This is a genomic window from Alteromonas sp. CNT1-28, from assembly GCF_022348345.1.
In the GTDB taxonomy this organism is placed as follows: Bacteria; Pseudomonadota; Gammaproteobacteria; order Enterobacterales; family Alteromonadaceae; genus Alteromonas; species Alteromonas macleodii.
This window is the reverse complement of sequence record NZ_JAKREZ010000023.1, coordinates 30236-54607: the sequence shown is the minus strand read 5'-3', so window position 1 is coordinate 54607 and position 24372 is coordinate 30236. Positions and strand designations below refer to the sequence as shown.

The window sequence follows — 24372 nt, the reverse complement described above, 5'->3', positions numbered from 1 at the left end:
CTAGTTTTCCAACACTTTTTTATAGATTTTCGAATATTGTGCCATCATTTTATTTACATGGAAAAGTTCATAAAAGCGTGCAATTGAACTCTCAGAGAATGAGGCTCTCATTTTCTCGGACTCGCTAATGGTAATCAGCGCTTCTTTTAATTCTTCTTGATTGTTGTTTGCAGTCACTAGCCCTGTTTTTGAATGGGCAACTATTTCAGGGTTACCCCCAGCGTTTGTCACTACGCAAGGCTTACCGATAGACATTGCTTCCAGTAGCGTCATTGATGTTCCCTCGCTTAAAGAAGGGAGTAAAAAAACATCCATTATCGCAAGGTAATTAGTAGGGTTGGCCTTGTAGCCTGTGAAGATAACCTTGTGTTGTAACCCTAGGCGCTCAACCTGCGCATTTAACGACGTCATTAGCTCGCCATCCCCGACTATTAAAAGATAGGCTTCTGCTATGTACTTTTCGGCTTCTGCGAATGCCTCTATAAGCAAGCTTTGATTTTTAATTGGGTCTAATCGCGCCACGGTACCGAAGACTAAGGCGTTTTCTGGCAGGCCAAGTGATATTTTTAGTGCTGAAAGCTCTCCAGTCGAAGGTTCGAGAGGTTTAATGCCATTGTAAACGACATCAATATCAGACTTCTTTATGCACTCAAACTCAATCAAAGCATCTCTTGTTGCTTCTGATATTGCCGTAACAGCTGACGTAAACTTATTTAGAATAGGATTTACTAGCTTTCGCTTCCAGCTTGAAGAATCTGGATAGAACCTGCCGTGCTCAGTGAAGATAACTTTGGTTTTAGTAAAAGCCGCCGCAAGGGCACCGTATACCCAGGGCGTATACTGATGACAATGCAAAATATCGATATCGTTGTCTTTGATATGTTTTCTTATTTTACTAATTAGCGATCTGTCAAAGCCGGGTTGACGTTCTTCAACCGCTATTGGCGTGCCAGATGCTTTTAAGTCTTCGCCCCAAGGGCCCAGTGGCGCTTCAATGCAATAAATCGACATTTCGATATTCGCATCAATATTTCCCTCAATGATGTTTTTAATCACCATTTCAGTTCCACCAATGCGCATGTCAAAAGTTACGTGCATGACCCTCATTGCTGCGTAACCTCTTGTGTTAAGGCATAACGTTTAAACCACATTTGATACATCAACATGCTCCACAGTACTATGCCGTGGTCAGCTTTACGCGTTTGATGTTCTTCCCAAAGTTTCTTTATAACACCGCTATCGAATACGTCGTTAAGCCCACGCTGTGAATCAATGATTTGAGATTCGGACAGTGATTTCAATTCACCTCTAAACCACTCATCCAGCGGCGTGCTAAAGCCCATTTTCTTTCTATACAACAGTGAATCGGGGATAAAGGGCTTAAAGACTTCTTTAAGTAAGTATTTTTTCTCTCCGTCGCGATATTTCTGTGAAGAGGGTAGGGTAGCGGCGAACTCTGCAACTTGGTAATCGAGAATGGGCGCCCTTACTTCTAACGAGTTTGCCATACTCATGCGGTCGACTTTTACCAAGATGTCGCCTGTCATGTAGGTCTTGATGTCTGTGTAAAGAATTTTGCTTAAATGGTCCGGACCGTCGGCTTTGTTATACATGTCTAAGGTATATTGACTAGGGTGGTAATCGGCGAGCTGCTGTGCAACTTCAGGCTTAACTAAGCTTTGCCACATTTCGTCAGTCATCATACTGTTGGTGAAGTAAAAGCCCATAGCAGGCTTGTGAGACAAGCTCGTAAGTAACGATTTGGCTTTTTTTCCGACCGTGCCTGGTACTTTTCCAGCTAATTTCGCTAAGTGTGGAAAAACAGATTTTCGGACCGCTTCGGGGAATTTGCTTCTTAGCTTGTTTTCGACATCGTCTATCGAGTACTTTTCGTAGCCAGCGAACATCTCATCGCCGCCGTCCCCCGCGAGCGCAACGGTTACAGCCTTTCTTGCCAGTTCCGAAACGAAGAAGGTCGGCACTAACGAGGGGTCAGCAAAAGGTTCATCAAAAAAGCTCACGATATGTTCTAGTCTGTCGCTAACGTTTTGGTGAACGGTAAATTCATGGTGCTCTGTTTCGTATTTTTCAGCTATTTCACGAGCGAAATCAGCTTCGTTAAATGCTTTATCATCAAATCCTATGGTACAGGTTTTTACTGGAGTTTCGCTGGCTTGTGCCATCATAGCGACAACACCCGAGCTATCCACACCGCCGCTTAAGAAAGCGCCAAGCGGAACATCACTGATCATTCTTTGTTTAGTGACTTTTTCAAGTAAGGTCTTTAACTGCGCTTTATTGGCATCTTCACTGGCACTTGTGGTGTTTTTAAAGCTCAAATCCCAATATTCATGAATGCTGAAACCGTCTTTATTAAGAATTAAATAATGAGCAGGTGGTAACTTGTGAATGTGCTTAAAAATACTCTTTGGGTCGGGAACGTATTGATACGCAAAGAAGTCATATACGGCGTCTAAGCGAATTTCTCTTGGAATGTTCTCCAGCGCTAATATAGCTTTAATCTCAGAGCCAAACGCAAATCGACCATTATCATTAAAATAGTAAAGGGGTTTTTTACCCAATCGATCTCGTGCAATAAACAGTTCTTGCTTGTTTTTGTCCCACAGAGCAAAGGCAAACATTCCGTTTAGTTTATCTAAACACTTGGTTCCTTCGCGTGCATATAGCTCTAAAATAACTTCGGTATCTGTATGGCTTTTAAATGTAACACCGTCGTTTTCAAGCTCGGCTCGCAATTCAAGGAAGTTGTAGATCTCGCCATTAAAAACAATAACCAAGTCACCCTCTTTCGAGTACATGGGCTGATTGCCTGCTTCTGAGAGATCAAGAATACTCAGCCGCCTATGACAAAGGCCGATATGTTCATCGATATACATGCCGCTGGCATCTGGGCCTCTGTGATGAATAGCCTTGTGCATAGCCTCTAATGAAGTTTCACCGCCTTCGTTGAAATTAAAAAGGCTAAATCCTGCAATGCCACACATGAATGGTTATCCCTACAAACTGATATAAGGTCGAAGAATTGACCCAGTTACAATGGTAAATTTTAAGGGAAGTTCACGCCAAATGTTTTCGGCTATTTCTCTTACCCTGCTTGAGCCTGACTTAGCGTCGCTTTTAGCGTCTATCAACTCATTATTTTTATCAAAACTCTGCCAGTTAAGCAGTTGAGGTTCTGCGCCCCATTGTTTTTTAAATTTATATGTACCTTCTTCAAAGGTTGAGCGGCCAAAGTCAAAAACTTTCACGCCATTGTCGGCGCAATGGGAAAGCAAAGACCAATACAACAACATATTAGGAGCAAGGCGATTGAAGTCACGAAGTGTTGAGGCCCATGGAATAGAAGCGTTGTCACCCGATTTTATGATAACGCCACCACCAATAGGCTGGCCATCGTGATAAACCACGCTAATTAAACTACTTTGGCCGTAACTTTTTATAATTGCCTTAAACCATTTTTCGGCATGAACAGGAGAGCCGAGATCTCTCATGTTTTGAGCATATACGTTGTAGAAATCACTTACTAGGACGTTCGATGTGCCCAACTCAAAGGTAAGCCCATTTTTTTCCGCCTTCCTTATTTGGCTGCGTAATTTAGATTTGAAACTTGATAACAGTATTTCACTTGACTCAGGCAGTGGCAAAAGCATACGTACTTTTTTGTTCTCAAACTGGATTTTGTCTAAAGGTGATTGTTCTATACCTCTAACTTCCAATTTTTTTCCTGTTACGTTTCGCATCTGCGCAGCAAGAAGCGCATGCATGTCATTTAACACCTTTTCGTTGTCGGCTAAGCCATAGCCTACATCGCAATAAGGTAAAGAACATATTTGCTTGCCCAGCAAAGGTATATTCATTAAAACAGCAGGGAAAACACCAACAACTTGCCCCGTATTAGCACATGTGGCAATAACGCCAAGCATTGAATGACCGTAAGCGGCCTTTACCGCTTCAAGCCACGCAAACTTGTGATAAGCGGAAGCATTTTTGTGTTGTGATACATAGGCATCCCACAAAGGTTTGTCGCTGGCTGACGCTATTCGTAACTTTGTATTTTGTTGTGCCGTCATTAATTTTGCTCACCTTTAATAACACCGCTTGAAGCGCTGCGGTTACTTAAATGCACCTTGGCTTCTGAGATAGTACAAAATTTAACATTGGCATTTTTCGCTAAGTGTTGCGTAACAACCTCAATGCGCTGGCATATTGTTTCAAATGCATTTGGCCCATCTAAAAGGCCCGTTGCTCCGTCGATTAAACTAGAGCTGTGTAAGTACATATGAATAACGGGTTGTTTTTTTTGAATGCTTTGGTCGACTAACGCAAGCATGTCTTCGATTTCGGTAAGCTCTGGACTCAAATAAATCTTTCTTAAAAGTTTACTGTGCCAAAGCAGACCGACAGATTTAACCCAATTAAAGGGCGGTTTAGATAGTCGATTATGAATGCGTTCACCAAGAGAGAAGTTTTGAATATTAAACCCTGCGGTAACAGGGACCTCAAGCAGCTGACGCTGCTCTCCAGGAGCCAGTGCGTTGTCAAACGAAGGCCAATAAGGCGATTCTGGTGCACCTAGGCAGCTAAAATAGTCGTTCCTGTAAAAAGGATAAACGCTTGAATCTACTACATAGCCTCTTGATGCAAGTAATCTAAGCATTTTGGCACTTACGCCCCATCGCCCGCTTCTAAAGGACTGTGGGCGAACGCCTATTTCGTCGTGTAAAAGGGCGTTTAGTGCATCGAGTTTTTGCTCTACTTGCTCTAAAGGAAGGTTTATTACGTGAGATTCCGCTTCGGTTGTCTTACCGAAATAGGGAGGGTTACACCAAGGGTGTAGGTGTGCTCCAATTTCCGCGCTGTTAGACTTAGCAAAGGTTCGCAGAGTTTGACTGCCAAGATTATTGCTTGCAACGGCGTAATCAACAAAATACGTAGGACGGATACCAAGACTTTCACAGAAAGTTTGAAATGCAGGAAGCTTTTCAACGTTTTCAACTGAACAGTTATGCTGCGGAAACTCTTCGTCCCACTGCCATTCTTCTTCAGTATCAATAGTTAAAACAAATAACACGTCCTGTTTATGCATTTACACTCTCTTTCAGGATTCCTTCGAATAATTCAAGGTATTCATCAGCCATTCTCTTAGCAGAGAAATTGGCTTCTACAAACGACTTTGAGTTTTGAGCTAGTGAGGTGGCGAGCGCTTTGTCATCTAGCAGTCTCTCCCAATCTTTCTCAAGCTGCTTGCTGTTGTGAAGAGGAGCCAATAAACCAGACTCGTTGTGTGTTATTAGCTGGTCGATACCCGCAATGCCATAAGCAGACACCGGAATTTCCATGGCGCATGCTTCCATTAAGCAGCGAGGGATGCCTTCAAGCGTCGACGTCATTACGAACAAGTCAAAGTCGCGCAGCAGCTGTAGCCTGTCATTTCTAAAGCCTAAAAAATGAATGTCGCTGGCACTAGCCAGTGTTTTTGAATACGCCTCTAAGCTGGGGCGGTCTTCGCCGTCACCCAGCAGTACTAATTCAATATCTTGACGCTTTTTATATAAAGACTCGAAGCAGTCTAAAATGGCTTTTATATTTTTCCGGCTGATCATTTGGCCCACAAAGCCAATGGTCTTCTTTTCTTTTGGCTTGTCTGTTTTTGTTTGTCTAACGGCTTCTACTTCAGACAAGTCTACGCCATTTTGGATATACTCAAGCTTGTCAGGCGATATATTAAACTTCTCCACATCACTCATTAGTTGCTTAGAAAGTGGAACAACTTTGTCGGCAAAGCGCATCGACTGACACCCTAACCAAATAAAGAGACGGAGTTTCAAGTCAGCAGCATTTTCAAAGCCGTGGGGTGTTACAACACACGGAATACCTGCTTTCCTAGCCGCCATTACGCCCAAAATATCTGACTTATAGCCGTGAGTATGGATAATATCGATATCTTGTTCTTGAATTAAATCCGCCAATTTCGAAACGGCACGCAGGTCAAAACGACCCTGCATAGGAATGTGGTGAGTTTTTCCTATCGCTTTGAACTGCTTTACTAGCTCTAGCTCTTCTGTACCCGGCTCTAAGGTAACAGCAAGTTCACTCGAAACACTATCTGGCAAATGCTTTGATAACGCTAACACCCATCTTTCTGCACCGTAGAAACCGGTTGAACAAATAAACTGTAAAACTTTCATTGTTATTTATGCGAGCTGGTACTAACAGCGCCGCGTACTCCTATTAATGTTCCAAGTGCTCTAGCCGGAAAATAAAGCAGATAAAAAAGTGAACAATGCCACCAAGTTACTTGCTGCTTAACAAGCCTTTTTAGTCGCCACGTGTACGCTGTAAAAGGCAGTAAAGCGCCTACTAACATAACTATAGCGACAATAGGTTGCGAGAATATTATCGCGAGAAAAGCCAGTAAAAGACCACCTGTAAATGCAAAAGGAACAACAAAACTTGGCCACTCTCTGAGCGGAATACGCCTTCCTTTTAAAGATGCAATATTGGACTGGCCACGCCATATTTCTTTTTTATACATCGGTGCGTAAGCTTTGTCTTCGCCAATGTGAATATACTGGGTTTGTGAGGTATAAAACAACTCACCTAATTTACTAACCTTATCGGTAAAGAAATAATCTTCACAAGTAAGAAGGTGTTCAGGAAACTTACCTGCTGCTTCAAATGTTTCCTTTAAAAGAAATAAGTTGCGGCCAGGTAGAAAACTGACAGGCACATCAAGTTCAGCATTGCTTAACGCCGTTCTTATTATCTCTAAAGGCGGCGCGTTAGGGCTGTTTACCTGCATGGCGCTGACTAGAGCCGTATTGTCTCGTGTTTTGAGAGTATCAATCATCACGTCTAGCCAATTCGAAGCAAGTGCAACATCTGCGTCTAAAAATGCCAAGTATTCACCTGTCGCCAAGCCGGCGCCCAGATTCCTAGAATGTGAAATCGTGTTATTTTCGTCGTTATATACAACTCGCAAATTTACTGTTTCGTTAAATGCGCTGAGCGTATTTGAAATTTCTTTATTCTGACTTACCAAAACAACTTCGTATTGTTCTTTAGGTGTTGTTAGGCCCGCAATACTTGTTAGTGTTTCAATGAGCATGTCTTCACGCCCCTTATGAGGAATGATAAAAGACGTATTAATACTCATGGTTTACCTAACCATTTTTGAAGTTGTGGAAAACGTTTCACTAGCTGTTTTCTCTCTCTTGACGGAGATAAATCGATAAGGTTGGACAAAAGAAAACTCAATGAATTGGATTTCTCTGTTAAGGCCTGACCTTTTTGTGTAGAAGTCGATGAAAGAGGGCGAGCAGCCTGCTTAAAACCAGAGTAATGACCGTTTTGCATCATTAAACAAAGTACGCGCGTGGTACCCGTTTCTGTGCTCGTACTAAGGCGTTGATAAATTGTATCAGCTAGTTGCTCGGCTTTTTGCTCAGCAAGTGCACGTTGGGCTTCGGTTAAATAGTTAGATGCAAAATGCAGTACGCATAGTTTTCTTAGGTCTTGCCCACTCCACGTTTGATTCGGAAACTCAAGAATGTCAGGCTTGTCCAGATAAGCATATTCGTTTACTGCCATCCAATTGGCATAGTGAGTAAGTGAGTCTACTGCGTATTGATAGCTCGAGTCACATTCACAGCGCTGTTCTTTAAGTGATATAAATCGGCAAACTGCTTGTAGGAATACAGTATAAAACCACGTTGCTTCGACATTTTCCAATTGCAACTGGTCGAAGTCATCGGTGGGGGAGACCGTATTCGCTATAATATAGGACGCGGCTTCAATATCACTATCACAACCTTGTAGTTCGTATCTATCTAGCCTTGCTTGCAGGTAGTTACCCGTACCTCTGTCTAGAGGGTACTTTCCTGTTTTTACATTTTTAACACCAGGAACATCGCTATTTTTTAGCGCGAGCAGGGCGCCTACAAACGTACCGTCGCCTTCATAATAATTGGTTACCCATTGCGTTATGGATAATGCGGCGTCTCGAGACGGCGTGTAGCCAGTAAGCAAATAATGCAAAGTGAGGCCATTAGTATAACAATGTTGCCCACCCGGACCGCCGCCTCCAGCATGGTCATCGTAAACACCAGACGGCTGATGTTTAGAATACGTTCTATGAGAAGCCGTATATGCCTGAACATAATGGTCGGTATGCCAAAACATTCCGCCGCTATACTCAGGCTTATCGTCACTGGTGTGATAAACATCAATATCTGCAACATGCTTGGCAAGGTCGTCGGCTAGTTCAAACCATCGAGCATCGCCGCTTAACAACCACTGTATCAGCATTCCAAATATGGGGTCGTATTGGTTGTTATAGTGTGACACGAAAAAGGGCTCGTCAGATGCGAGTGCCTTTTCGTGATCCGCATACAGCTCACCAAAATGTCGCCAGCCAAACTCGTCGATATCGAGCCGCTTTTGATAAAAAGAAGACGAACCTTCAATGCCATTTTTTATAAGTGAGTCAAACTCACATGATTTAGAAGGGAGAAAAGGCAAAACAGATGCGTTTTTTAACCAAGCGCTATCAATGACTACCTGCAGCGATTGTATGTCAAAAGGTGCGATTGAAATGCATCGTGTTTTTTGTTCACCAGGCTGAAGTTCAGTACATTCACTATGCCTTGAACCTAACAAGCTAACGCTCAAACTGTCTGCTGTTAAATGTGCTGAAGAAGGAAAATTTTGCCAAAACTTATCAACATGAATACTAAAAGTGCTACCGCTGTTTGAAATCTTAATTTGCGGTTTTGCTTGGTCACCCGAAAGCAATAAGTGGTCTTGTTGGTAAAGTTTAAAACCGCGAAACGGAAGCGAGTTAACGTTGTCTTTATTTACATGAACTGGACTTTGCCAGTTTTCAAAACCACTGGAAGCCTGATGAAGTGTCAGCTCTTCATGTTCAGATGAACTAAAGACATCAGAATTTAGCGTCAGCGTAGACTCTAGCGATTTACCTTTAAACGAGATACAGCATTCTTTTAAATAAATACTGTTTGGGTCTCCCAGGTCCCACTTCCCATTTGGGTGTGACGCTGCGCTTGGGTTTCGCATTGTTAAATGAGCACAAACCGTTCCGGTACTAAGGAAGATTGACGCTTCTGTTTCAACAATCAGCTTTTTATCGCTGCCAAGCCTAATCTCGTATTTTTGTTCAACGGTTAATGCGCTGTATTCGTTGTTATTGCAATGAAGAGCATAAGAGAATGCAATAGGGGTTATCGATTGAGGAGTAATATCAACAATATCGAAAGAGCTGGATAAGTGCTTGTTGGTTACAAACTGAAAAGGCTTGGCTTTGTTAATTGTAAATGTTTTGCCACTGCCCAGAGACAGTGAAAGCGCCTCATCGTTATTGTTTACAGGTGAAACAAGCTTGTTCGATGGTGAGTCGCTCTCCACCGCTTCTAACGTCAGAACTATTTCATCGCTTACCGAATGGCGCTGTAAATCAATCAAACCTTCACATAATAACCACTTTATTGAACCATCTGGCCATAGCTGCGAGGTTTTGATAAAAGCATCAGTTAGTAGTATTCCGTTTGCGGCAAGCCGAAATTGAGTGACGGCGGGCCACATTCCCTTAGGGCAAGGTATTCCTGTTTTAAAATGTCCGCACGTCTCTTTGGCTAAAGAGGCAATCTGGATAGTTCCAACCGTTTGTGTCATTACTGCTTTCTTTATTTCTTCCGTGAGCAATGTTCTTGATGAACATATGCATAATGACTCTAGTATGCCAATGGAATTGCCACTTGTGTAGCCTTCATCACTAATTTGTTACTTTGACCTTATATTTGCTTCGAAGTAGTATGATAATAGGACAAATAAAAATACTAAAGATAGCTTGGAAGGCGCTGATGTCGAAAGTTTGCGTGTTGTCGCAACGAGTACCGTATCCCCCAAATAAGGGCGAAAAACTTAGAACATATCATCAAATTGAATTTCTAAATCGCTTAGGGTACGAAGTCGAAGTTTTTTCTCTCATAGAAACTGCAGAAGATAAGAAAAATGCCGAAGCGTTAGCCAAGCATCTTGGAATTTCGGTTAACTCTTACCAGTTAGATAGTAAATTCACGCGTTATGCTTCGGCCTTACTGCAAGGTTTGCCCATAAGTGTTGGAGCGTTTTACTCAAAAACACTTCAACATGTTATTGATGAAAAGCTGAAAGAGGGTGAGGATGCGCTGCTGTTAACCGCGTCGAGTTTAAGCTATTACATCTTCAACTCGCCTTATTACAACACTACCCATTGTCGCTTGTTTATGGACTTTATGGACGTTGATTCAGATAAGTGGGCGCAATACGCAGATTCTTCTTCTTTCTTAATGCGCTGCGTATACCAGCGTGAAAGCAAGGGTATAAAAAAGCTTGAGGCTAAAACAAACCAACGGTTTGATGAGTGCTTTTTGATTGCAAGCGAAGAGGCGCAGCTATTTAATTCTTCAGTAGACTCATCGAAAGCGATAACCGTACTTGGAAACGGATTAGACTTCGATGCGTTTTATCCAGCGAAAGCCCAGCCTTGCGCGGTAGCAATAAGCACTGCACCGCATTTCTTGTTCACGGGCGTGATGGACTACAAGCCAAACGTAGACGCGGTACTTTGGTTTGTTAAAAACTGTTGGCCACTCATTCGAGAAAAAGCGCCGAATGCAAAGTTTACTGTGGGTGGTATGAACCCTGTTGAAGAAATAAAAGCGTTGTCAGGCCGCGATGGTATAGATGTCACGGGCTTTGTCGATGATATATTGCCTTATTTTCACCAAGCTCATGCGTTTGTTGCGCCATTTAGGTTGGCAAGGGGCGTGCAGAACAAAGTCCTTCAAGCGGCAGCATGTAAACTACCGATAATAACCACGTCTATGGGAGCTGAAGGGATCTCGTTTGCCAACGCTGACAACATGTGGATAGTAGATGATGTAGACAGCTTTGTAGCTGCATGCGTTGAGAGTATTGAAAACTTTGAGCTATCACAACATAAAGCACAACGTAGCTACCAAGCAATAGTTAGCGAATATAGCTGGGAACAACAATTGAGCCCGTTGATGGTGGCAATGGCAAGAATATGAAATCAATAATTAAGAAGAGTTTTTTTGCCCTTTGTGCACTTGTAATGTTTCCTTTCACGCTTTTGTATTTAATGCTGTCTATTGTGGTAAACAAAGACTCGCTGCTTTCGTCTTTTAGCCAGCTGCTATCGCTTATACCCGGTAAACTAGGGTGTTATTTACGTTCGGGCTTTTATCGGTTTGTCATGACCTCGTGTGCGCCAAACGTTCTCATCGGTTTCGCCACGTTGTTTTCACAACAAGATACTGAGATTGACGAGGGAGTGTACATAGGTCCGCAATGTAACATTGGTAAATGCGCTATTGGGAAAAATACTTTGTTGGGAAGCGGTGTGCACATCATGAGTGGCAAAGGACAACATAATTTTTCTGACCCAGAAAAGCCGATAAAAGATCAGGGCGGCGTTTTCACCAAAGTCTCTGTAGGAGAGAACTGTTGGTTGGGCAACGGTGCACTGGTTATGGCAAATATTGGCAGAGGAAGTGTGGTAGCAGCAGGTTCTGTAGTTATTGATGATGTGCCTGCGGGGGTTATAGTAGGTGGGAACCCTGCTAAAGTGTTAAAAAAGATATAAGTTTTTTCACAATTCTAGTTAGTTTTAACTGCCTGCTAGAGCGATAAATGGTAAGTGTTTTGAACTGATACTTGGCGCTACTCAAACTATCCTTATAGCGTGCGTAACCTCCTAAAAAGTCATACCAGAGATAGCCCAGTTTTCGATAGTGTTTCATTAATTCGTGATGGATTGTATACCCTGGCTTAATGTGTTTATGAGTGATGTCATAGTTAAGGCCTGAACAGTAGAAGTATACCGTCTTCTCAAACTTTATATTATAAACATAGCCCAGAGTTTCTTTGCCTGCGCTTACTTTTACAAGATCAATGTTCTGGCTATTTCTTGTCAAAAAGTTTACATGATGTTGAACAAAAAACTGGTTATCAAATCCGCTTCCCTCTTCAGAGTCATTCCAACGTTTTTTGTGAAGCGCCCCCAATTCGAAAAAGTAATTCAAAATATTATCTTTTGAAGCAAAAGAAAAAGAAATTTTCCCTAAATTTTTCTCTATGGTGTTGATAGAACGCTTTAATTGAGAATGAGTGTTCTTTGAAATAAACTCAAACTTTTCGAGCTCATTTAGCCAGAGTGTTAAATCAGATTTGTAGCCTAAAACTTCAGTATTCTCAGAAATATAGCCTGCTTCTGAAATCGCATTTTGCCAACACTCGAAATCTGTAGTCATCGAAACAGTTAAGCGTTGATTGCGCTTATTTTTGAAAAAAGCTGTCAACAGTGCAGAAATGCATTCGTAGATCTTTTCTTTCCTGCATATTATCCCATTATATTCGATCCATACTTGGTCAAAATGGGATTGACCTTTTTGATTTAAAAAGCCTTCGTACAGTGGTGGAAACGTTAGCGCTTTTTTTCTGGAAAGGAGGGAAAATCCAATAATTTCATCGTCATTTTTGAAAATGTAAATATCAGGAAGTTCATCCAGAACACTAAGCCAAGAAGTTATCCATTGTTTATCAAGAAAAAAGCTACTAGGGTCAGATTCATTGAAAATGTTAGACACTTTTTCTACTAGGCAATCAACAGATGAAGGACTAAAGATACTAGCAGTTTCCAATTTAAGACTCCGAAATAGTTAATTCGCGGACTGGTAATCGTAAGAACCTACCTTTGTCCTAGACTTCCTTAACAACAAGCACTGGATTGTATATTAATTTAGTCTGGGAATGGTTAATATGTTTCATATTCAAACAAAAAAATTCAGGATTGAGGACAGTAGGCATGCGCAAAGATATTCGTAGGAAGTGCTTTTTAGCGATAACCATAACCGGTCTTTTAGCTTGTTCGCCAAAAGCTGTTGAAGAAATCATTACCGAAGCAGAAACCTTAACTGCAAGAGGTGACTTTAGAGAAGCAGTTTTAGAGTATAAAAGTGCGATATCAATGCAGCCGAGTGATAGCGATTTGCGTCGCAAAGTTGCTGACCTATATATGATTCTTGGTGATTATGCCACAGCAGAAAAAGAATATTCAAAAGCATTAGAGCTTGACTCTGAAAGTAGTAAAGCGTTAGAGGGCATGATAAATAGCTTATTCAACCAATTTGATTTCGAAGGGGTTATACTATTAGCAGATTTGCATGAAACACTTGTAGATAAAGTTGATGAAAAAACAGCCTTAAACATTGCGTTGAGTTACATTGAGTTAGGCGAGTCTGCAAACGCAAACACAATGGTTAGAAACAAGGTATCTGACGTTGTTTTAGTGACTACATTTGAGTCTTATCGACTGGCCTCGAAAGGTAAATATGAAGATGCTTACGCTCTTATCAATAAAATAAATCAAGACTCACTTCAGCCTAGCGCCCTGCTTTTGAAGGGGAGGCTAGCCTTCTTAAAGCGCGATTTTCAAGAAGCCTCCAAAAATTTTGAGTCATATCTATATGTAAAACCTTCAACTTTTAAGGTTGAAGTTTATTTAATAAATAGCCTCGTCCTTTCAAATGAAATAGAACATGCAGCGAAAGAACTCACAAATCTAAAAACTAAGGTTAATAGTCACCCCGTAATTTCTTTATTGGACGCAGAAGTTGCACTAGCTAAAGCGGATTACAGTAGTGCAAAGAAACATGCTGAAGCAGCAATTAAAGAGCGTCTTGAGTCAAGCCGATTGAATTATGTATATGCCGTTGCCTCTTTTAAAGAGGGGGCGTTTGAAGCGGCTTTTCGTGCTCTAGAAAAGTTACCTAACTCCTATAGAAAGACTGGGCAAATTCAACAAATAGAAATGCTTACAAGAGCTAAGCTTGGTTACGATATCGACCTCGGGGACTATGATGTAGAAAAGTTCTCATTTGATGAAAAGAAAGCTCTTGCTGAAACTTTCTCAGGCGCCAGTTACAGCGGTTTAATGGCTGAGCTTAAAGAGAGTATTCTTAGTAAAGTCAATGAAAGCGAAGAGCTTACCAGTGCTGAAAGCGCTTATTGGAATCTAAAATTCGGAAACGAAGAAATTGTTAAATCTCAACTTACGGAAAATCTTCGGCTCAACAATCAACCAGCCGATGCTACATATCTTTTAGCTTTCGCTCACTTCAGAAGTAACGAGCTTGAGCAAGCAGAGAAGGTCGCTAAAGAGGGGTTAAAAAGCGAACCGAACAATACGGCTTTGCTTTCAGTTTTAGCGCAATCGCTATTTAAACAAGGAAAGCTCGATGAATCACTAGAAGCGGCAAAACTTTTGAGAACCATCAAATCTGACCATAGAGTTCCAGTAGTTCTATCTGTCGCCTTTCACCTTCAGAAAAATGAATATGAGAATGCGAGAAATGAGGTGAAAAACTTTATAGAGTCATTCAATGAACAATCTGAGTTTGAGCCTATTCTATATGTTTTAAACCGCGAAATCGGTGATACGGACAGTAACATTCAGTACTTTTCAAGGTTATATGAAAACAAACCTGCAGAGAGTGGCTGGAAACTTTACTTATCGTCTTTAATTGATAAAGGTGATTACAGAGCAGCGTTGAAAGAGCTTAATCGTATAACGAAAGAAAATAAAGATGACTTTTTCTACCTATCACGCTCAAGTATCAATCTTAGGGTCGGTGATTTTAGTCAGGCCAAAAATGATTTAAATGATTGGATCAATTCGTTTGATGCGCCATTAGAGGCGTATGTCCAATTATGCAATATTCTTGAGCTGGAAAAGAATATCGGCTCCGCGTTAACTGTCTCGAGAAAAGCACATCAAAAATTTGCCAATAGTGCTGATGCAAAATTGCTTCGTTCTCATTTTGAATTGGCAGTAGGCAATTCGACCAATGCAAAAGTCCTTCTAAGTGGCATTAATGAACAGGATTTCGTATCCTCATCAGGCTATTGGAATTCAATGGCTCGTCTAGAACTTCAGAATGATAATTTTGCCAAAGCCTTGGAGTTATTTGAAAAAGCTTATCAGTTAGCGCCCAGTGCAAAATTGCTTAGCAACAGGTTGGCGGCATTAAAAGCTATGGGAAAAGAAAGCGAGGCATTAGACTACCTCAAATCCTCACTAGAGTTGACCCCATCAGATTCTATCCTAAAGCGTTACTATGCTGATGCCTTAATTTCAGTGAACGCTACCGAAGCTATAAACCAATATAAGGCACTTATAGATAGCGGTGTAAAAGATGTTGTCGTTTTTAACAATTTAGCCTGGTTATATTTTGAGGCAGAGAGTTTTGAGATGGCAGAAAAATATATCCAAGATGCTCTAAAGCTAGAAAATGGATACAAAAATGGAAATGTGCTGTCGACCGCCAGCAGTATATACCTTGCGACTCATCAATATAAAAAGTTAGAGAGTACTTTTGAGAAAGGGCTTGAGATGGGGGCTAGAGTCTTTGCGGGTTCACTTTTAAATCTGGCTGAGGCAAAGATCAGACTCAACAAAATTGAGGAGGCTCGAAAAATTCTTGAGCAGACTAAGACTGTTGATAAAGGTCTTACGGATAGGAAGTCTTCGTTGTTAAGCCTACTTAATTAAGTGTCTGGTTTTTTTACAAGATTACAGTGTTAAATTTTTCCATGAGAAAAAAGTCAATCAAATCAATTCCTTAAAAATTGGCACGCAACTAGCAAGTTCAAGGAAAACCGAAAAGCGGTTAAACAATGGAGAACATCATGTTTAAGAAATTAGCAGTAGCAGCAACGTTAGCAATGTCATTTACAGTAGCGGCCGATCCGATTCTACTTCCAGGTGGTGTTTCGGTTCCAGAGCCAGTAGAGCCAAGTGCAGTTAACGGTACAGGTAACGTAGTTACTACCCTTAACTTCCTACAGTATTTCCAAGACCAATCGGGTAATTTGGTTAATTTGGGAACAGCATATACTGGTGATTTCACTGATTTTGTTGGTCTTCAACTTACGGGTTTCGGTACGCTAAGTTCAGGAAGTGCAGGCGAGTTTTTATGCCCATCTTGTACACTGGCATTTAACTTTGGCGGCTTGTCGGTTGTTGAAACTACAATCATAAACCCTTTCACAGGTCAACCTCAGCAGTCTTTGACATTGGACCCAGATGGTTCGTTTTTTGATCTTTACATCATCGATGCGTATTCAGGCTCTCTTCCTGGCGACTTTGCATCTACAGACCGTATGAGCCTAACTGCTGGGGCAGCGGGTTTTATTGATGAAATTAACGACACACTTTTCATGTCTGGCTCGTTTAGCGAACTTGAATATTCTCCAGAAATTACTGTTCAAAACCTAAGTTACGGTGGTCTCTTAGATGGTGAATTGGTTGCTGGTATAGATATTGCTGACCCAGCACCAGGTGAAGGTATTGCAAACGGCAATATTGTTAGTAACAAGGTAACTCAAGAAGGCTTAACTGATTTCTTTGATGCTGTCGCGTTCAGCCTATCTTCAACTTTCCAAGCGGTTAACGGTGACATTATTACAATTGCGCAAGGTAACGCAGGTAATTTGAGCACTAATGTTGTACCAGCGCCTGCAACTTTAGGTGTTTTTGGTCTAGCGCTTGTAGGTATGGGTTTCCTTCGCCGTCGCAAGTAATATCAGATTTAGCTGTCCCGTCCGAAAATATGTTGACGGTTTTTCAAAAGCCAGTGACTCAGTTCACTGGCTTTTTTCGGTATGCACTTAATTAGGTGTTTTCATTCTAAAGCTTAGATGCGGCTGTCCATACGCAGCTGAGTTGCTAGTCCATGTTCAGCCGTTAACTGCTTTAACACGTATACGACTTGGCTATTCGTTTGGGTAGTACTTGTTTAGCTCTGCGCCTCAGATTCAATAAATCTGGCATTTTCTGCTTAAAGCTTGTTCAATCGTTTGAAGCCAGACTCTTCTATATCACCGTATTTGGATTTTCAACTATGGTGGGTCAGCACTGCTGATAGCGTGATTTTTTCAAAGTGTCTCCTGCATTAATCACCGCAGAAAACTCCAATTAAGTTTGTCTCAATTTATGGGAAGTGGACACCCCCCAAATCAAAAATCTTGCTTTTCTATTGAATTCAATATATCTGCAAGCATCTTTGCAAAGCCAGGGCGAAGGCTCTTTCTAAGCAAGTTTTGATTAATATAATAAGGTGCGCGTTTACCGTGATATTCGACTACTGGGCCAATTTGTTCGAACTTAATACCAATGAACTTCATACTTCGCGCTAGACGCGGCTCCATCATTACATAAGCGTGTTTGATATCTTCTTCGATTGCGAGCGCTGCTGCAGCGAGGTAAAGGCCAACTGCAATAAACGGAAAGCAGCGAACTTCTTTTTCAGAGTATGTGTGCTCGTTGATAACTGCCACTCCAGCCCCTGCGAATTTATCCATTACACGTCGACGAAACTCTTTAGGAACAGCTAATCGCGATATTTCACAAATATCTTTGCGGTCAAACTGAGATGGGTCTAAATCTTTTCGCGTGATGGAGTTTAGGCAATACTTTTCTATTGGAAGTTGTTCATCGGGCTCCATGGGCCTCACCATTCTTACAGTGCCCGCAAAATGCTTACTTTTATGGTGCTGTATTAAGCAGTGAAGTGAAAAGCTGTCGAATTCGTCAAACTCTAAACCATTCTCTTTTATTGGCTCAAATCCAAGCTCTTCACAGTACACTTCATGTCTTATAGTAAAAACATCATTTTTCAACTCTTTAGAACTCGCAACAACTGGCGCCAAATATGCCGAAAAATGACTTGAAATGTAATTAGCCTCTTCCAGCTTCCTATACCCTGAAATCAGCTTTCCAATTTTACTTTTCTCACCAACTATAGTCCCTAACTTCTCGAGCAGGGTTTGCTTTTTACTTTTAACCATAGATGAAGCGATATCCGATACTTTTTATTCAGTCTAGCAGAGTTTTAACATTAAATTACATAGACTTTGTGCGTAATACTAATTCACTGTATTGGAAATTAGCTTTTGCTTCATAAGAGCTAGGTATTCATAAAAAGCGAGTTCGCTTTTTGATAGCGCTGAGGCGGAAGGAAATGCAAGGTATGGGGTTAGAAGTCCTTTAGAATGGTGGTTGACTGGAAAAAATTCACCTACACAGTTGTAAAAGCTAAACAAGTTTTCTAAACGAAAAATATGTGTTGCTGACGATACTACCCAGGTTTTTGCGCCAGCGATATAGGGAAGGGCCGACAAAACCTCTTCTTCTGTATCAGTGCCTAACTTGGTGATAATTATCTTATCTTTACTAACGCCCAATTCTTCGAAAAACTCTCTGGCTTTTTCAGAATAATTAACGTTTGAATCGTGAAGAAAGTTGCCTCCGGTTATTAAAATTGGAGCACCTGACTTTCTATGAAGCTTTAAAGCCTCTATGTTTCGCTGCAATGAGCATTCAGTCCATCTACTCGTATCAGGGACGTTTCCAAAAGTGCTATAGTAACATGCAAGAACTAAAATATAGTCTGGTTTGTTTCCGTCGGATTGTGTGTTCGGGTAGTGATGCTTGTGCTCTAGAGGGTAGAGAAGTAAGTCACTCACATATGGTTGAGAGAAAAGGAAAAAGGTGGCGAGTGACATTAATTTAAAAGTCTTGCCGAAGTATGGTTTTCTTCGTGATAGAAGCATTCCAATTGCGAAGAATGAAATAGCTAAGTTTAATGGAGATATAAAGAAAAGCACTATATGCTTTAACAATTCCATGTTGCTACCTTGTAAAAAAAGAGATTCGTCAATCATGTCCTATTTATCGAACTATTCCAACGTATTACTGGTTTTTACATCTCTATTTTTTTCACCTTTTTTAAGTGCGAATACAGGTTACTCATTTGTTGATATAGTGTCTGAGACAACGGATTCTGTCGTTGCTATCGGTTTGTATACACCACTGGAAAGTGATGGCAATCAAGTTCTTGGTACTGGCTTTGTAGTTGGCAATGGTAGATGGGTCATAACCAACTATCATGTGGTTTCAAAAATTCTAGATCCCCAAATTGTGCAACACTATGTTGCTATTCACGGTGAAGGTCGAGACGTCTCTGCTCAAAAAGCAGAAATTATCGATATCGATCCTGTTCATGATTTAGCGCTATTGAAGATCAGTAACGAACTAAAGCCATTAAAAATGGGAAGTGAAACTTTATTGAAGCCAGGCAATGAAATTGCTTTTACTGGGTTTCCCTTAGGTGCTGCAATTGGACTTTATCCAGCTACGCATAAGGGACTAATCTCAGCTATTACGCCTGATGCGATACCTGCGAGGAATGCAGATCAGTTGACAGTCTCAATGCTCAAGAGACTAAAAAAGCCTGAACTCGTATATCAACTCGACGCCACAGCATTTCCAGGTAATTCAGGTAGCCCTGTTTATAATATAGAGACAGGGCATTTGGTGGGTGTGATTAACAAAGTCTTTGTAAGCCAGGGCAAAGAAGCAGCTCTTTCATCTCCAAGTGGAATTAGTTACGCAATCCCAGTTAAACACGTTATGGCAATACTTAATAAAAATGACGTAAAGTATTAGGGTTTATAAGGGTTGTATCTGTCTGGACTTATAATGCCAGCAGGATCCAATGCGTGAGCGATTTTCCCGGCCGTTTTCCAAAACGTACTGTTAGCATCTAGTTCTAATTGCTGTTGAATGTTTAATCGGTAAGGGATGAACCCCTGTTTCAAGCCCTCATCAAACAATGCCTGTAAGCATGCGTGTGCATCTTCTACTGCTTTCGGATTTTCTAAATCAAACACTATTGGGATAGTGCTGTCAGTCGAAATCCCACTAAGGTTTGTAAAGGTTATCATGGGTTCAATATTATATTTGGGGGTAATACTTCGAACCATTTCAATAAAAGCTTTCATTGAGCTTACTTTAGCTGGTACGAGAGGGGCGTACCAAAGCAGACCACAACCGTCTTTTGCGGGGTTCATCAATCGTGACTTATCTGGTCGAACTCTAGGGTTGCGCCAATAAGCCAGAGGTAAAGCAACCTGACTGGGCTTGCCTTGCATGACCTCCATACCCGCAGAGAGCTTTTCAAGTTGCTCTCTTGCACTATCTAATATCGGAAGGCTAAGCCTTCTAGTGACAACTTGACCTAATCTAACCAATAGGTCGCTAGAGAACAGAACTTGGTCGGCTTTTCCTTTTGCAATTTTTTTGATATCACTTTTTGCAGCCTTTGCTACCGAATGTGTGCCGTAGACCGTTCCTACTAATGTCCATTCAGGTACATCGTAATGTTTAGAAATTGCGTCTACTTGTTCATCTGTCATTACTTTATGGCTACCACAGCCTTGGGGGTTGTCTGCGACCATCGCGGCGACACGCCTTTTATCCATCAAATTTATTGAGCCTACAACGCCTTCTAAATTGTGGAAAATTTCTTTCACAACCGCATAAGCGTTATTGAAACTTTCTTTATCGAAAAAGCGCATATAAAAAGAGTCAAACGCAGGCTTTACACGAGCTAATGAAAGGGTTATTTCGGTTACAATCATGTTTCCAGATTGAGTGAAAATTCCGTCGAGATAAGGGCCGTGTTTCCATTTAAATGTTTTATCTACATAACATTCACTATTATCACCATTGGCCATATCGCTCATGCATTGGAGAGAGGACTGGTAGAAGCTTCCATCTGCCAAAAATCCTTTTATCGACATCACTGAGGTGAAGTGGTCAGCGATCGGCGTAATACCATAGCCACGCTCGAGAGCGTTACTTAAAATACTTGTCGTTGGACCAGCGCCCGTAACCGGAACCATGTATGAAGTTTGTTTGGAGGACAAGTATTCAAATAGAGCGCTTTGAGTAACGCCAGGCTGAATAGAAATGACACCATTTTCTTCGTCGAAATAGGTAATGTCGTTTAGTGCACAAAGGTCTAGAAGCACCACTTTTTCTTCAACTGTACTCGGCATAGACGAGCCATAACCCCAATTTTTCCCAGAACTAATCGGGTACAATGAAAACTGGTTCGGAGTATTAACTACGCTGCCTGCAAACTTGATGAGTTCTTGAATGACACCCAATGTGATGGGCCGGACTATACAAGCCACATCCCTCTTGAAGCCTTCAGTTCCCGAAGTATTTGATTCTGAGTAAGGAAGTACGTCGGCATTTTCTTTAACAAGACTTTTTAACTCTTCAATTAGCACTGATGAACCTGTAAGATTATAATTATGTGGAGTAAGTATAGCTTTGCTGAAAGCAAATGTATTATGATTTGCGTGTTAGTTTTGTAAAAGTGTACAGAGTAAACTTGTGTCAGCTTTTTTAACAATAATGACACAGTGCGGATGTAACCAGCTAAATAATAAGCGCTTTTTTTATGGAGCGATTCTTGCTTCCCTGTATTGAAATAAGCAGAAGTCACTGAATTTTTGGAGTAATTTGTGAACAATCAAGCTAACAATAGTCGACGCAAATTTATTAAGACCACAGGAGCGGTCGCGGGTATCACTGTTCTTCCATCTACTTCAGTTTGGGGGGCGTGTAACGCTTCTGGTATATCTGGTGGCTCGAAAGTCATAAATGTTACTTGTTCCGTTCCTGAGATTACCGGCGGCTGGTCCCCTGGTACCTGGAAAAAATTAACAAAATCATCTGCTTGTAGTAGTCATTGGAAAGCAAAAAAGAAAATTAAAAAAATCTTTGGCTCACACCATTCGAACTCTACTCTGAATAGTTACGTCAAAGGTATGGCACATTTTTTATCAACCACCCAAGTGACATTCGGAGATGGCTCTACGGTGGAACAAATTAGTTTTAATATTGCTGAAGTTTTTGACAAAGATGACAAGGGTGATAGTAAAATGGATTTGGCTGCGATGTATCTGAACATCTATTTCGGACTAGCCGATTGGGACAAAATATTAAACTCTTCAGCAGAGCTTCTTGTGGAAGATTTCTGGGGCTCGATGTGTGTAGAACATGGTTTGGAAAATAAAATGTCGTCACCTCGCTGGTCGAAACCTCTTGATAGCGCGTTGTCCACTGAAATCGGTAATCAATATTGGTCAGATTCTTCATCAGGTATTGCTTCAGGTGACACATCGAAAATACCGGTTGGCATAACTTCGTTAAACTGTTAATTGCTAAATTGCGATAAATGTTAAAAGAGCAATATATTCATTACGCGATGCCAGATTTTTCTGGCATCGCTTTTTTTGAATTAACAACAGGCGAAACAAGCTTTTTTACTCACCCTGATCTTTCATGTTTAGTCTTCTTGGAAGGCCAAGTTGATTGGGTGAAGAGTTTTCAGCGCTCTTCGGAAGATGACACAGTAAGTGTAATACTCGAAGCATTGTCATCAAATGGATATTTAAAGAGGCAACTTCTTGATAGTTGATATCGGTGACTTTAACTTTCAATTTTTTAACTTGCCTAATTATGTAAAGAGAGAGCTGTACAAGCTCTATGAAAGTGAACATCGATCAGAAGTTAATGGAAGCATAGACTTTACTATTGATTTAGAAACTAGCAGTTTTATAAGAAGGTTTTTTCGACGTCAGAAAGTCTTTATGCTAGATGGGCAGCGAATTTTTAATCCAGTCGCTTATGACAAGTGTCTGCCATCCGTTGAATGGGCAATGAATTGGTGTATCGGAAGCTATGATCACAGTAAAATTTTGATTCATGCGTCCGTTGTAGAGAAGAATGGAAAAGCTATTGTTTTCCCTGCTTCCCAAGGCTCGGGGAAAAGCACACTTTCGGCCTATTTAGGATTAAAGTCTTGGAATTTGTTCTCAGATGAATTTGCAGTTATCGATATAGCTAGTGGCTTTGTTTCGCCGCTCTTTAGGCCTGCATCATTAAAAAATAACTCTATTGATATTATCCGCTCAGCTTTTCCAAATGCGATGTATTCTTGCGTGACTAAAGGGACACAAAAGGGAGATGTAGCGCACGTCAAAACGATGAATAGACTACATTTTAACTCTTTACAGCCGGCAAAGATTGCTGGTGTCGTTACGCCAAAATACAGAAAAAATTCAGAAGTTGAAATCCTTAGTCTTAACATGACGCAAGCCTTATCGATTTTGATCAGAAATAGTTTCAACTATAGTATTCTGGGAGATATCGCGTTCAAGAAATTATGTACTATTGCGAGCGATGCCGAAGCGTATGCAATAACCTATTCTGATTTTGACGATATTGAGTCTACCCTACATAAGATAATTAGATGAAGCTCAATATTACTCCTCAAGAAATTATTAGCCTTTTCGAAAGTCCTCGACTTGCGCTAGACCTCGATGATGACAAATGGCAGGACATTTTAAGAGTGCTCCGCTTCAACGATATGACAGCTACTCTAGCCAACATTTTGTCTGTAAATAATATTGCGCTCCGCTCGCACTTTGCGCTAAAGCACCTTGATTCGTCTTCTATATATGCTCAAAGGCAAGCACTGCAAGTCCGGAATGAGAGCTATAGCTTGAAAAAGCTCTTATCTAACGCAGAAGTGAACCCCATATTCTTAAAAGGTGCAGCGTACATCCTCGCAAGTGACGAGAACTCACATGGTAGATTGATGTCAGATATAGACATTTTGGTCGATAAAAAATGTCTTCATGAAGTTGAGAGTATTCTTAAAAGTAACGGGTGGAGAGAAAAGAGGTTAGATAATTACGATGAGCAATATTATCGAAAATGGTCACACGAACTTCCACCTTTCAGGCACATAACCTCAGGTACGACATTAGATGTCCACCACACACTCATTCCTCCGATCACTGGTAAATCGATACCCATAGAAAGTGTACTTGCAGAAAGTGCAAGAGTAGACGGTGTAAGCCAAACTCTCTCTTTAGAGTGGCGATTGTTACACTGCATTATTCACTTTTTCTTTAACGAGGATTACGAAAAACCTTTCAGAGATCTCTGGGATTTAAAATGCTTGTTCTGCTCACTGAATGATAAAGAACATTTAGAAAAATTCTTATCATTCGCAACAGCTCTCGGATTCCGTACGGAAGCAATTTATGCGGTTAGGTTAGTTGAGCTCAACTTTTGCAGCTTTAAAGAAAAATTTGGAACAAATCTTGATGGTAACGATACAAAGCTTTCGAAAATTGAATCTATTTTCTTCAATCTAATTGTTGTGAATATGGCAATTCCACGCCATCCCAAGTTAGATTCGTTTTTAACGAAATTTTCGTCTTTAGTTATGATGATACGGGGCCATTTTAAAAAAATGCCCTTAAAAATCCTGATACCTCATATTAGTGTAAAAGTTTATCGTGGAGTTATTAAAACCGTTTATGGTCGCTACCACTTCGAATAAA

20 protein-coding genes are annotated in these 24372 nt (G+C 40.9%); 9 read left to right on the top strand and 11 right to left on the bottom strand.

The genetic code is table 11. The features are described 5' to 3' along the window. Genes MHN02_RS14410 through MHN02_RS14380 form a run of 7 tightly spaced genes read right to left on the bottom strand, consistent with a single transcriptional unit; the run spans position 1 to position 9711 of the window. Positions 1-1098, bottom strand: coding sequence for a glycosyltransferase (locus MHN02_RS14410; RefSeq protein WP_239246874.1), 1098 nt, complete (start codon positions 1096-1098; stop codon positions 1-3). Between the two features lie 5 nt (positions 1099-1103). Then, positions 1104-3005 carry an asparagine synthase (glutamine-hydrolyzing) gene (gene asnB, locus MHN02_RS14405; protein ID WP_239246872.1) on the bottom strand — a complete coding sequence of 634 codons (1902 nt, stop codon included), beginning with the start codon at positions 3003-3005 and terminating at the stop codon, positions 1104-1106. Between the two features lie 12 nt (positions 3006-3017). After that, the gene (locus MHN02_RS14400) at positions 3018-4091 is read right to left on the bottom strand and encodes a GNAT family N-acetyltransferase (RefSeq protein ID WP_239246869.1); all 1074 of its coding nucleotides are present in this window, start codon (positions 4089-4091) and stop codon (positions 3018-3020) included. Continuing rightward, complete coding sequence (locus MHN02_RS14395; RefSeq protein ID WP_039228426.1) at positions 4091-5107, bottom strand: polysaccharide deacetylase family protein; 1017 nt, start codon at positions 5105-5107, stop codon at positions 4091-4093. The genes MHN02_RS14400 and MHN02_RS14395 overlap by 1 nt, the downstream gene beginning before the upstream one ends. After that, a complete protein-coding gene (locus MHN02_RS14390; RefSeq protein ID WP_239246866.1) occupies positions 5100-6209 on the bottom strand; it encodes a glycosyltransferase in 1110 nt (369 codons plus the stop codon). The genes MHN02_RS14395 and MHN02_RS14390 overlap by 8 nt, the downstream gene beginning before the upstream one ends. Before the next feature lie 2 nt (positions 6210-6211). Beyond that, entirely contained in the window at positions 6212-7177 is a 966-nt protein-coding gene (locus tag MHN02_RS14385) for a glycosyltransferase family A protein (RefSeq protein ID WP_239246863.1), read from the bottom strand. Continuing rightward, on the bottom strand, positions 7174-9711 hold the full coding sequence (locus MHN02_RS14380) for a hypothetical protein (RefSeq protein ID WP_239246860.1): 2538 nt from the start codon (positions 9709-9711) through the stop codon (positions 7174-7176). Before MHN02_RS14380 ends, MHN02_RS14385 begins: the two co-directional genes overlap by 4 nt. 188 nt (positions 9712-9899) lie before the next feature. Between MHN02_RS14380 and MHN02_RS14375 the strand changes: the two genes are divergently transcribed. Both MHN02_RS14375 and MHN02_RS14370 read left to right on the top strand, forming a co-directional pair. Beyond that, a complete protein-coding gene (locus MHN02_RS14375) occupies positions 9900-11111 on the top strand; it encodes a TIGR03087 family PEP-CTERM/XrtA system glycosyltransferase (protein ID WP_239246857.1) in 1212 nt (403 codons plus the stop codon). Further along, positions 11108-11686: an acyltransferase gene (locus MHN02_RS14370; RefSeq protein WP_239246854.1), complete on the top strand. Its 579-nt coding sequence runs from the start codon at positions 11108-11110 to the stop codon at positions 11684-11686. Before MHN02_RS14375 ends, MHN02_RS14370 begins: the two co-directional genes overlap by 4 nt. On the opposite strand, the gene MHN02_RS14365 is transcribed toward MHN02_RS14370, so the two are convergent. Continuing rightward, positions 11664-12743, bottom strand: a complete 1080-nt coding sequence (locus MHN02_RS14365) for a GNAT family N-acetyltransferase (RefSeq protein WP_239246851.1) — start codon at positions 12741-12743, stop codon at positions 11664-11666. The two genes, MHN02_RS14370 and MHN02_RS14365, sit on opposite strands and share 23 nt — an antisense overlap. A 164-nt stretch (positions 12744-12907) precedes the next feature. Between MHN02_RS14365 and MHN02_RS14360 the strand changes: the two genes are divergently transcribed. After that, complete coding sequence (locus MHN02_RS14360) at positions 12908-15652, top strand: tetratricopeptide repeat protein (RefSeq protein ID WP_239246848.1); 2745 nt, start codon at positions 12908-12910, stop codon at positions 15650-15652. A 137-nt stretch (positions 15653-15789) separates the two neighbouring features. Beyond that, complete coding sequence (locus tag MHN02_RS14355; protein WP_239246845.1) at positions 15790-16683, top strand: PEP-CTERM sorting domain-containing protein; 894 nt, start codon at positions 15790-15792, stop codon at positions 16681-16683. 435 nt (positions 16684-17118) lie between these two features. Here MHN02_RS14355 and MHN02_RS14350 read toward each other — a convergent pair whose 3' ends face one another. Next, positions 17119-17949: a PEP-CTERM/exosortase system-associated acyltransferase gene (locus MHN02_RS14350; RefSeq protein WP_239246842.1), complete on the bottom strand. Its 831-nt coding sequence runs from the start codon at positions 17947-17949 to the stop codon at positions 17119-17121. Positions 17950-18027: 78 nt separating this feature from the next. Next, entirely contained in the window at positions 18028-18789 is a 762-nt protein-coding gene (locus tag MHN02_RS14345) for a YdcF family protein (RefSeq protein ID WP_239246839.1), read from the bottom strand. Between the two features lie 34 nt (positions 18790-18823). Here MHN02_RS14345 and MHN02_RS14340 point away from each other — a divergent pair, with 34 nt between their 5' ends. Next, positions 18824-19609 (top strand): serine protease, encoded by a 786-nt coding sequence (locus MHN02_RS14340; protein WP_239246837.1) that lies wholly within the window; start codon positions 18824-18826, stop codon positions 19607-19609. On the opposite strand, the gene MHN02_RS14335 is transcribed toward MHN02_RS14340, so the two are convergent. Continuing rightward, positions 19606-21240 carry an FAD-binding protein gene (locus MHN02_RS14335; protein WP_239246835.1) on the bottom strand — a complete coding sequence of 545 codons (1635 nt, stop codon included), beginning with the start codon at positions 21238-21240 and terminating at the stop codon, positions 19606-19608. The genes MHN02_RS14340 and MHN02_RS14335 overlap by 4 nt on opposite strands. 237 nt (positions 21241-21477) lie before the next feature. On the opposite strand from MHN02_RS14335, the gene MHN02_RS14330 reads away from it, so the two are divergent. The 4 genes from MHN02_RS14330 to MHN02_RS14315 are packed head-to-tail and all read left to right on the top strand — an operon-like array spanning position 21478 to position 24371. Next, a complete protein-coding gene (locus tag MHN02_RS14330; RefSeq protein WP_239246832.1) occupies positions 21478-22176 on the top strand; it encodes a hypothetical protein in 699 nt (232 codons plus the stop codon). Between the two features lie 17 nt (positions 22177-22193). Beyond that, positions 22194-22436 (top strand): hypothetical protein, encoded by a 243-nt coding sequence (locus tag MHN02_RS14325; protein WP_239246829.1) that lies wholly within the window; start codon positions 22194-22196, stop codon positions 22434-22436. Next, positions 22426-23274 carry an HprK-related kinase A gene (locus MHN02_RS14320; protein WP_239246826.1) on the top strand — a complete coding sequence of 283 codons (849 nt, stop codon included), beginning with the start codon at positions 22426-22428 and terminating at the stop codon, positions 23272-23274. The genes MHN02_RS14325 and MHN02_RS14320 overlap by 11 nt, the downstream gene beginning before the upstream one ends. Then, positions 23271-24371 (top strand): nucleotidyltransferase family protein, encoded by a 1101-nt coding sequence (locus MHN02_RS14315; protein ID WP_239246823.1) that lies wholly within the window; start codon positions 23271-23273, stop codon positions 24369-24371. Before MHN02_RS14320 ends, MHN02_RS14315 begins: the two co-directional genes overlap by 4 nt. The last annotated feature ends 1 nt before the right edge of the window (position 24372 follow it).

Coding starts and splice junctions, on each gene's coding strand:
- MHN02_RS14315 (WP_239246823.1), top strand. CDS start 23,271: ATGAAGCTCAATATTACTCCTCAAGAAATTATTAGCCTTTTCGAAAGT.
- MHN02_RS14345 (WP_239246839.1), bottom strand. CDS start 18,789: ATGGAATTGTTAAAGCATATAGTGCTTTTCTTTATATCTCCATTAAAC.
- MHN02_RS14370 (WP_239246854.1), top strand. CDS start 11,108: ATGAAATCAATAATTAAGAAGAGTTTTTTTGCCCTTTGTGCACTTGTA.
- MHN02_RS14410 (WP_239246874.1), bottom strand. CDS start 1,098: ATGCACGTAACTTTTGACATGCGCATTGGTGGAACTGAAATGGTGATT.
- MHN02_RS14355 (WP_239246845.1), top strand. CDS start 15,790: ATGTTTAAGAAATTAGCAGTAGCAGCAACGTTAGCAATGTCATTTACA.
- MHN02_RS14325 (WP_239246829.1), top strand. CDS start 22,194: ATGTTAAAAGAGCAATATATTCATTACGCGATGCCAGATTTTTCTGGC.
- MHN02_RS14350 (WP_239246842.1), bottom strand. CDS start 17,949: ATGGTTAAAAGTAAAAAGCAAACCCTGCTCGAGAAGTTAGGGACTATA.
- MHN02_RS14340 (WP_239246837.1), top strand. CDS start 18,824: ATGTCCTATTTATCGAACTATTCCAACGTATTACTGGTTTTTACATCT.
- MHN02_RS14360 (WP_239246848.1), top strand. CDS start 12,908: ATGCGCAAAGATATTCGTAGGAAGTGCTTTTTAGCGATAACCATAACC.
- MHN02_RS14395 (WP_039228426.1), bottom strand. CDS start 5,107: ATGCATAAACAGGACGTGTTATTTGTTTTAACTATTGATACTGAAGAA.
- MHN02_RS14385 (WP_239246863.1), bottom strand. CDS start 7,177: ATGAGTATTAATACGTCTTTTATCATTCCTCATAAGGGGCGTGAAGAC.
- MHN02_RS14380 (WP_239246860.1), bottom strand. CDS start 9,711: ATGACACAAACGGTTGGAACTATCCAGATTGCCTCTTTAGCCAAAGAG.
- MHN02_RS14390 (WP_239246866.1), bottom strand. CDS start 6,209: ATGAAAGTTTTACAGTTTATTTGTTCAACCGGTTTCTACGGTGCAGAA.
- MHN02_RS14400 (WP_239246869.1), bottom strand. CDS start 4,091: ATGACGGCACAACAAAATACAAAGTTACGAATAGCGTCAGCCAGCGAC.
- asnB (WP_239246872.1), bottom strand. CDS start 3,005: ATGTGTGGCATTGCAGGATTTAGCCTTTTTAATTTCAACGAAGGCGGT.
- MHN02_RS14375 (WP_239246857.1), top strand. CDS start 9,900: ATGTCGAAAGTTTGCGTGTTGTCGCAACGAGTACCGTATCCCCCAAAT.